General features: G+C 65.3%; 7 protein-coding genes. 6 read left to right on the top strand and 1 reads right to left on the bottom strand.

Translation table 11 applies throughout. The features are described from left to right. The first annotated feature begins 59 nt into the window (after positions 1 to 59). The 3 genes from Q0K17_RS09355 (at position 60) to Q0K17_RS09345 (ending at position 4,962) form a co-directional block, all read left to right on the top strand. Positions 60 to 1,061, top strand: coding sequence for an NADP-dependent oxidoreductase (locus tag Q0K17_RS09355; RefSeq protein ID WP_294542517.1), 1,002 nt, complete (start codon positions 60 to 62; stop codon positions 1,059 to 1,061). A 199-nt stretch (positions 1,062 to 1,260) separates the two neighbouring features. Further along, positions 1,261 to 3,921, top strand: coding sequence for a translation factor GTPase family protein (locus Q0K17_RS09350; RefSeq protein ID WP_294542515.1), 2,661 nt, complete (start codon positions 1,261 to 1,263; stop codon positions 3,919 to 3,921). 18 nt (positions 3,922 to 3,939) lie between these two features. Next, on the top strand, positions 3,940 to 4,962 hold the full coding sequence (locus Q0K17_RS09345) for an acyltransferase (RefSeq protein WP_294542514.1): 1,023 nt from the start codon (positions 3,940 to 3,942) through the stop codon (positions 4,960 to 4,962). A 48-nt stretch (positions 4,963 to 5,010) separates the two neighbouring features. Here Q0K17_RS09345 and Q0K17_RS09340 read toward each other — a convergent pair whose 3' ends face one another. Then, positions 5,011 to 5,628 carry a DUF4230 domain-containing protein gene (locus tag Q0K17_RS09340; RefSeq protein ID WP_294542511.1) on the bottom strand — a complete coding sequence of 206 codons (618 nt, stop codon included), beginning with the start codon at positions 5,626 to 5,628 and terminating at the stop codon, positions 5,011 to 5,013. Positions 5,629 to 5,884: 256 nt separating this feature from the next. Here Q0K17_RS09340 and Q0K17_RS09335 point away from each other — a divergent pair, with 256 nt between their 5' ends. From Q0K17_RS09335 to Q0K17_RS09325, 3 genes are read left to right on the top strand one after another with little or no spacing between them, the layout of a single operon-like run. After that, on the top strand, positions 5,885 to 6,748 hold the full coding sequence (locus Q0K17_RS09335; protein WP_294542509.1) for a transporter substrate-binding domain-containing protein: 864 nt from the start codon (positions 5,885 to 5,887) through the stop codon (positions 6,746 to 6,748). Then, a complete protein-coding gene (locus tag Q0K17_RS09330) occupies positions 6,748 to 7,410 on the top strand; it encodes an amino acid ABC transporter permease (RefSeq protein ID WP_294542508.1) in 663 nt (220 codons plus the stop codon). Before Q0K17_RS09335 ends, Q0K17_RS09330 begins: the two co-directional genes overlap by 1 nt. A 16-nt stretch (positions 7,411 to 7,426) precedes the next feature. After that, entirely contained in the window at positions 7,427 to 8,209 is a 783-nt protein-coding gene (locus tag Q0K17_RS09325) for an amino acid ABC transporter ATP-binding protein (protein WP_294542507.1), read from the top strand. The last annotated feature ends 12 nt before the right edge of the window (positions 8,210 to 8,221 follow it).

Here is an 8,221-nt window from a genome sequence, read left to right as displayed (position 1 = left end):
GAGAGGGCAAAAAAACTTTTCCGCCCTTTCCGGCAACAAGACCACAAGGAGGTCCTGAGGTGAAAGCAGTTCAGATCGACAGATATTCCAAAGAGATCCGCACGGTTTTGCGGGAAATTCCGGTACCGGAGATCGGTCCCACAGAAGTGCTGGTAGAGGTCCGGGCAGCGGCGGTGAATCCGCTGGAACTGCTGATCCTGTCCGGCAGCGTCAGGCTGATCCAGGATTACCCCATGCCCCTGACCCTGGGAAACGAGTGCTCCGGCGTTGTGAAAGCGGTGGGGGAGGCGGTGACCGGATTCCGGGCGGGGGACAAGGTCTACACCCGGCTGCCCCTGTCCAGGATCGGCGCTTTTGCGGAATATGTGGCGGTGGAGCAGGCCGCCTTGTCCCCCATGCCCGCGGGGTATGATTTTTCTGACGCCGCGGCCATTCCCCTCACCGGCCTGACCGCATGGCAGGGACTCACCGAGGAACTGGAAGTCCAACGGGGAAAGACCCTGCTGATCCCCGGCGGCTCGGGCAGCTTCGGACAGATGGCGGTCCCTCTGGCCAAAGCGCTGGGCCTGCATGTGATCGTGACCGGAAACGCCCGGGCCCGGGCGTCCATTATGGCGGCCGGCGCGGACCGGTATCTGGATTACCGGAAGGAAAACTATTGGGAGGTCCTGTCCGGGGTGGACTATGTCATGGACACCCTGGGCGCCGGGGAATTCTCCAGGGAACTGTCGGTCCTGAAACCGGGCGGGCGGCTGCTGAGCCTGCGGACCGGGCCCAACAAAGCCTTTGCGGAACGCCATCATCTGGGTCCGGCAAAGCGGCTTTTGTTCACGGCGGCCGGCGCCGGCTACGACAGAGCCGCCCGGAAGCAGGGCAAGGAATACCGGTTCCTCTTTGTGCGTGCCGACGGTGCGCAGCTCCGGGAGGTCACCCGGATCGTGGAACAGAACCACATCCTTCCCAGGACGGACCCCCGCACCTTCACCCTGGAGACGGCCCGGGAAGCCCTGGAACTGGTGAAGAACGGGCCCACCGACGGAAAGGTCCTCCTCCGGCTGTAAGCGGAAGAAAAAACACAGGAACGGAAAAAAGCGGAAGCGCAGACAAGGGGCACCGGGATGACCGGTGCCCGGGTCCCGCCGGCCGGAAGATGCCGCCGCCCGGGGGCGCCCTTTTGGGGCTGCCCGGGGTGGACAACCCGCCGGAAAACGGTATAATAATACTGAGATAGTATGGAATTCTGAAACTGTGAGGGACTGTATGAAACGTCTGGTCATCGGGGTGCTGGCCCATGTGGACAGCGGCAAAACCACCCTGTCCGAAGCCCTGCTTTTCCGGGCCGGGGTGCTGCGCAAACTGGGGCGGGTGGACCACCGGGACGCCTTTCTGGACACCGACGCATTGGAGCGGGCCCGGGGCATCACCATCTTTGCCAAGCAGGCGGCCTTTGTGCTGCCCGCCGACGAGAACGGCCCCGAGACCTCGGTGACTTTGCTGGACACCCCCGGCCACGTGGACTTTTCCGCCGAGGCGGAGCGCACCCTGCAGGTACTGGATTACGCGGTGCTGGTCATCTCCGGCACCGACGGTGTCCAGGCCCACACCCTGACCCTGTGGCGGCTGCTGGCCCGGTACCATGTGCCCACCCTGATTTTTATCAACAAGATGGACCTGCCCGGGGCGGACCGGGCGGTGCGGCTGCGGGAACTGCGGGGCCGCTTCGGGGACGGCTGCGTGGACTTTGGCCCCGATGTGGACAAGGCAGCCTTCCGGGAAGCCCTGGCCATGGCCAGCGAACCCCTGATGGAAGAGATCCTTGCCGGGGGCACCCCCGAAACCGAGGACATCATCACCGCCATCGCCCGACGGCAGGTTTTTCCCTGCTTTTTCGGGGCGGCCCTGCGGCTGGACGGCATCGACCCGCTGCTGGATGCCCTGCGCACCCTCACCCGCCAGAGGGAGGCCATGGAGGAATTCGGCGCCCGGGTGTTCAAGATCTCCAACGACGAAACCACCCGCCTGACCTGGCTCAAGGTCACCGGCGGGGTGCTGAAAGTGAAAGATATGCTCCAGAGCCGCCCGGACGCGGCAAAGCCCTTCTGTGAAAAGGCGGACCAGCTGCGGGTGTACTCCGGCACCAAGTACCGCCTCATCAGTCAGGCGGAGCCGGGGGATGTGGTGGCGGTCACCGGCCTGACGGTGACCTATCCCGGCCAGGGCCTGGGCGCCCAGCCGGACGCCGACCTGCCGGTGCTGGAACCGGTGCTCAACTATAAGGTGGAACTGCCCCAGGGCACCGACCCCCACACCGTCCTCAAAGCCCTGCGCACCCTGGAGGACGAGGACCCCCTGCTGCGGGTGGTGTGGAACGACGCACTGGGCGAGATCCATCTGCAGCTCATGGGCGAAGTGCAGCTGGAAGTGCTGCAGAGCCTGCTGCAAAGCCGCTTCGGGCTGGAAGTGTCCTTCGGGGAGGGGGGCATCCTGTACAAGGAGACCCTCACCGCCCCCGTGGAGGGGGTGGGCCACTACGAGCCCCTGCGCCATTACGCCGAAGTGCATCTTCTGCTGGAACCGGGCCCCCGGGGCAGCGGCCTGCAGTTTGCCGCCGCCTGCCGTCCGGACACGTTGGACGGCAACTGGCAGCGGCTGGTGCTCACCCACCTGGCCGAGCGCACCCACCCCGGGGTGCTCACCGGGTCGCCCCTGACCGATGTGAAGATCACCCTCACCGCGGGCAAGGCCCACCTGAAACACACCGAGGGCGGCGACTTCCGTCAGGCCACCTACCGCGCGGTGCGCCAGGGCCTGCGCACCGCCGCCAAATTGGGGCGGGTGCAGCTGCTGGAACCCTGGTACGCCGTGCGGCTGGAACTGCCCGCCGACTGTCTGGGCCGCGCCATGACCGACCTGCAGCGGCTGGGCGGGGAGATGGATGCCCCCCAGCAGCAGGCCGACGGCACCGCGGTGCTCTGCGGCACCGCCCCGGTGGCGGCCCTGCGGGGCTACGCCCGGGAGGTGGCCGCCTATACGCGGGGGGCCGGACGTCTCATCTGCACCCCCCAGGGCTACGCTCCCTGCCACAACCCGGAGGAGGTCATGGCCGCCATCGGCTATGACGCCGACGCCGACACCGACAACCCGGCAGATTCGGTCTTCTGCAGCCACGGGGCCGGGGTGCTGGTCAAGTGGGAGGATGTCCCCGCCCGGGCCCATGTGTCCAGCGGCCTGGGCCGCAATGCCCCCGACGCCGACACCGAGGAGGACGGGGAGGAGGACACCGGCAGCGCCCGCCGTCGGGCGGACGCCTACCGGGGGACCCTGGCCCAGGACAAGGAACTGCTGGCCATTTTCGAGCGCACCTACGGCCCGGTGCGCCGCCGCAATGAAACCAATCCCAACGCCCGCCGCAGCGCCGACCTGGACGCCCGCCGTGCCATGGGTCACAGCCGCACCCCGGCCGCGGCCCAGCCCGCCGGACCGGAGTACCTGCTGGTGGACGGCTACAACGTGATCTTCGGCTGGCCCCGGCTCCACCGTCTGGCGGAGGGGGACCTGGACGCCGCCCGCCGCCGGCTGCAGGACATCCTGTGCAACTATGCGGGCTACCGCCGGTGCAAGGTCATCGTGGTGTTTGACGCCTACCGGGTGCGGGGCGGCGCGGGCAGCGTGGAAGCCTACCACAACATCCATGTGGTCTACACCCGGGAAGCCGAGACCGCCGACATGTATATCGAAAAGACCACCCATGAGCTGGGGCGCAGGCACCGGGTGCGGGTGGTCAGCTCCGACGGCACCGAACAGATCATCATTCTGGGCAACGGGGGCCTGCGGGTCTCCGCCGCCGCCTTTGAGAAGGAAGTGGCCGCTGTGGAAGCGGAGATCCGGGAATTTGTGGCGGGGCAGGACCCCGCCAACTGAAGGAAGGGGGAGAACGCCATGCCGGCCAAAACACACTGGGCGGGGCTGGACCTGATCCGGCTGCTGCCCATCCTGGTGGTGGTGACCTACCACTACGGGGTGGAGACCGCCACCGCGGGGCTGTATGCCTCCAAAGTCCTCACCTCCCCGGCCTACGGGGACCTGGTGCACCTGTCGGTCTTTCTCATGATCCTGCTCTCCGGGGCGGGGCTGGGGGCCAAGTACGCCGCCCGCCCCTGCCGTCCGGCGGAGTACATCCGCAGCAGGGCCGCCGCCATCTATCCGGTGTTCTGGCTCTGCTTTGTGCCCCTGTTCCTGTACAGCGATGTGTGGCACCGCAACAATGCCGCCGTGCCCCTGTGGAAGCTGGGCCTTTCCCTGGTGGGGCTGGACGGATACCTGCAGGCCTACACCCCTACCTTTTATAAGGTGGGGGAGTGGTACCTGGGCTGTCAGGTGCTGCTCTACTGCCTGTTCCCCCTGACCCTCTGGGCCGCCCGCACCCAGCGCCGCCGGCTGGGGCTGGGGGCGCTGGCGGTTCTGGTCTGGGCGGCAGGCCCCTGGCTCTGCCCGGAAGGGGTGGACTGGTTCCACACCGTCTGGGGAGAGTGGCCGGTGTTCACCCTGGGCATCCTCTTCGGCCACCTGCTGGGGCGGCGCCGTGCGGTGATCCCGGCGGGACTGTGTCTGGCGGTGGGGGTGTTCTGCGCCGCCGCGGGGCTGCCATCCTACCACAGCCTGAGCCTGCTGGCCGGGGCGGTGTTCTGGGCCCTGTTCTGGCTGGGGCAGGCCGCCCTGCCCGCCGTGACCCGGGTCCTGACCCTGCTGGCCAGGGACTGCTACGGCGTCTTTCTGATCCACCATGTCTTCATCACCCTGGTGCTGCTGCGCTTTGTGCGGGCCCTGGGCGGGGGATTCCTGGTCTGGGCTGCCTTCTGGGTGGTCTGCGTGGCGGGCAGCTTCGTGCTGGCGGGGCTGGCACGGCGCATCGCCGCGCCCCTGACAAAGGCCCTGCGCCCCAAGGCCGCCCCTGTCACCTGAAAAATACAAAAACAGCCTGCCGTGAAAAAACGGCAGGCTGTTTTGCTGTCAGACAAAGTTCAGGGTGTACTCGTCCAGGTCGTAGGCCTGGGCAAAAAAGGCGGCGAGCAGGGTCTCGGCGTTATCCCGGGCGTTGTCCAGCAAGCCGTTGGCGATGGCATCATTCTGGGCGTTGGCCTTCAGGTTGGTCATGTCCTGGTTGGTCTCCTCCAGGGTGATGGGCCGGAACACGCTCTCCTTCTCGTAATAGACCTGGAAGGAATCCAGGTCCAGCTCGCAGCTCAGCACCTGGGCTTCGGGCAGATGTACCGTGATGGCGGTGTCCTTCACCTCCCAGGTGATGGCGCTGAAATCATACCCCGCCTTGAGGACCACATCATAGCTGTAGATGTACCGGCTCTGGGTGAAGGGGATCTGCACCCCGAAGATCTCCTGGGCGGCGGCGGTGGCGTTCACCTGGGTGGTGCGGCATTCCTGGGTGGCCAGCTCCCCGATGTCCTCAAACCCCAGTTTGGTGGTCTTGTACTTGTTTTCGTAGTAGCTGCGCATGCTCAGCCATCCCGCGGCCAGCAGCGCCGCCACGATGACCACCAGGATCAGTTTGGGAATAATCAGCTTGGCCAGCCAGTGGCTGCTGCGCGGCGGTGTCTGCACAGAACGTCCCATGATGCGACCTCCTTGGACAATCGACTTCCTTTTTCTTCAGTATACCACGTCGGCGCCTGCCTTGCCACCTTGTCCGCGGCAAAGAAAAGAAAACTGTCTGCCCATCGCGCACAGACTCCCCATTTTTCGCTTTTCTTTTGCCCCGTACCCTTGCGCCGCCCGGGGATTTATAGTAGTATAGTAAGGTACCTGCCGATTCACTGAACTAAAGACATAAAGCGGAAAACGGCCGGGTATCAATGAGGAGGAATGAACCATGAAAAAGTATCTGAGCGGCATTCTGGCCCTGGGTCTGGCCCTGAGTATGTGCGCGTGCGGCGCACCGGCCTCTGAACCTGCCGACACCGCATCCACCGCCGGCGGGGACAGTGCATCCACCGCCGAAGCTGCCGACACCACCGAGACCGGCGCCGCCGACAGCGATCTGGCCTATATCCAGGACAAGGGCAAGATGACCATCGGCTACACCGTCTACGAGCCCATGAACTACACCGACGAAAACGGGGAGTTCACCGGCTTTGACACCGAGCTGGCCACCGCCGTGTGCGAGAAGCTGGGCGTGGAACCGGAGTTTGTGGAGATCAACTGGGACACCAAGTTTGTGGAGCTGGAAGCCAAGAGCATCGACTGCGTCTGGAACGGCATGACCCTGACCGATGACATCAAGGCCAACGAAGCCTGCACCCAGCCCTATGTGAAGAACGCCCAGGTGGTGGTCATGAAGGCGGACGCCGCCTACACCTCCACCGCCGACCTCATCGGCAAGACGGTGGCCGTGGAAGCCGGTTCCGCCGGTCAGACCACCGTGGAGGAAGATGAAAACCTGATGCAGGCCGACGTCATCACCAAGACGGTGCAGACCGACTGCCTGATGGAGGTGGAAGCCGGCACCGCCGACGCCGCCGTGCTGGACCTGACCCTGGCTTCCGCCATGATCGGTGAGGGCACCGACTATGCCGACCTGGCCATGAAGGAAGAGCTGAACGTGGAGGAATACGGCGTGGCTTTCCGCAAGGGCAGCGATGCGGCCGCCGCTGTGGATGCCGCCTTTGAGGAGCTCAAGGTCGACGGCACCATGCAGACCCTGGCCGACAAGTACGGCCTGACCCTGGCAGAATGATGAGCGAAGCCGTTGTGATCTGGGGCCGCCTGACCGAAGCCTTCTGGCTGAACTTTCAGCTCTTTGCGCTGACGCTGGTCTTTGCTTTGCCCCTGGGCCTGGTGGTGGCCTTCGGCTCCATGAGCCGGTTTGCCCCGCTGCGGGGGGCGGTCAAGACCTTTGTGTGGGTCATCCGGGGCACCCCGCTGATGCTGCAGGTCATCGTGATCTTTATGGGCCCGGGCCTGCTGGGCTTTGATAACCCCTGGCCGGCGGGGTCTTCCGGCCGTCTGGTGGCGGCGGTGGTGGCCTTTGTCATCAACTACGCCTGCTATTTCTCGGAAATTTACCGCGGCGGCATCGAGGCCGTGCCCAAAGGCCAGACCGAAGCCGGACAGGTGCTGGGCATGACCCGCACCCAGATCTTCTTCAAGGTCACCCTGCTGCAGGTCATCAAGCGCATCATCCCGCCCATGGGCAACGAGATCATCACCCTGGTCAAGGACACCTCTCTGGCCAACGTGATCTCCAACAAGGAGATCATCATGATGGCCAAGGAATACAGCGCCAAAGGCCTGATCTGGCCGCTGTTCTCCACCGCCATCTTCTTCCTGGTGTTTGTGGGGGCCCTGACCCTTCTGTTCGGCTGGCTGGAAAAGCGGCTGGACTATTTCCGCTGCTGAAAGGAGGCCGAACCCTATGGCATTGTTGGAAGTGACCGGTATCGGCAAAAGTTTCGGCAGCACCGCCGTGCTGCGGGACATCTCCCTGCAGCTGGACCAGGGGGAGACCCTGGCCATCATCGGGTCGTCCGGCTCCGGCAAGACCACCCTGCTGCGCTGCCTGAACTTTCTGGAAACGGCGGACACCGGTTCCATCAAGGTGGGCGGCGAGACCCTGTGGGACGCCGCCGACCCCCACACCCAGAGCGAAGCCGAGATCCGCAAAAAGCGGCTGCACTTCGGTCTGGTGTTCCAGAACTTCAACCTGTTTCCCCAGTACACGGCGCTGCAGAACGTGATGCTGGCGGGGCAGCTGCTGGCCAGGGAGCGCCCGGACTACAAGGCCAACCGCAAGGCCATCCTGGCCGAGCTGGAAGCCAACGCCTGCGCCCTGCTGGACCAGATGGGCCTGTCCGACCGGGCGGGGCATTACCCCCACCAGCTTTCCGGCGGGCAGCAGCAGCGGGTGGCCATCGCCCGGGCCCTGGCCCTGCACCCGGACATCCTCTGCTTTGACGAGCCCACCAGCGCCCTGGACCCGGAACTCACCGGCGAGGTGCTGCGGGTGCTGCGGGAACTGGCTGACCAGAAAACCACCATGATCATCGTCACCCACGAGATGCACTTTGCCCGGGACGTGGCCGACCGCATCCTCTTCATGGACAGCGGCGTGGTGGTGGAGGAAGGCCCCGCCCACCAGGTCATCGACCATCCCCGGGAGGAGCGCACCCGCCGGTTCCTGGCCAGTTACAGCGGCTGAACCCCTGCCCAA

This window comes from uncultured Gemmiger sp., assembly GCA_944388105.1.
In the GTDB taxonomy this organism is placed as follows: Bacteria; Bacillota; Clostridia; order Oscillospirales; family Ruminococcaceae; genus Gemmiger.
This window is presented reverse-complemented; position numbering and strand designations above follow the sequence as displayed.

What these genes read in the sequence shown, in the direction of transcription:
- Q0K17_RS09340 (WP_294542511.1), bottom strand. Translation starts at nt 5,628, where the DNA reads ATGGGACGTTCTGTGCAGACACCGCCGCGCAGCAGCCACTGGCTGGCC.
- Q0K17_RS09335 (WP_294542509.1), top strand. Translation starts at nt 5,885, where the DNA reads ATGAAAAAGTATCTGAGCGGCATTCTGGCCCTGGGTCTGGCCCTGAGT.
- Q0K17_RS09345 (WP_294542514.1), top strand. Translation starts at nt 3,940, where the DNA reads ATGCCGGCCAAAACACACTGGGCGGGGCTGGACCTGATCCGGCTGCTG.
- Q0K17_RS09330 (WP_294542508.1), top strand. Translation starts at nt 6,748, where the DNA reads ATGAGCGAAGCCGTTGTGATCTGGGGCCGCCTGACCGAAGCCTTCTGG.
- Q0K17_RS09350 (WP_294542515.1), top strand. Translation starts at nt 1,261, where the DNA reads ATGAAACGTCTGGTCATCGGGGTGCTGGCCCATGTGGACAGCGGCAAA.
- Q0K17_RS09325 (WP_294542507.1), top strand. Translation starts at nt 7,427, where the DNA reads ATGGCATTGTTGGAAGTGACCGGTATCGGCAAAAGTTTCGGCAGCACC.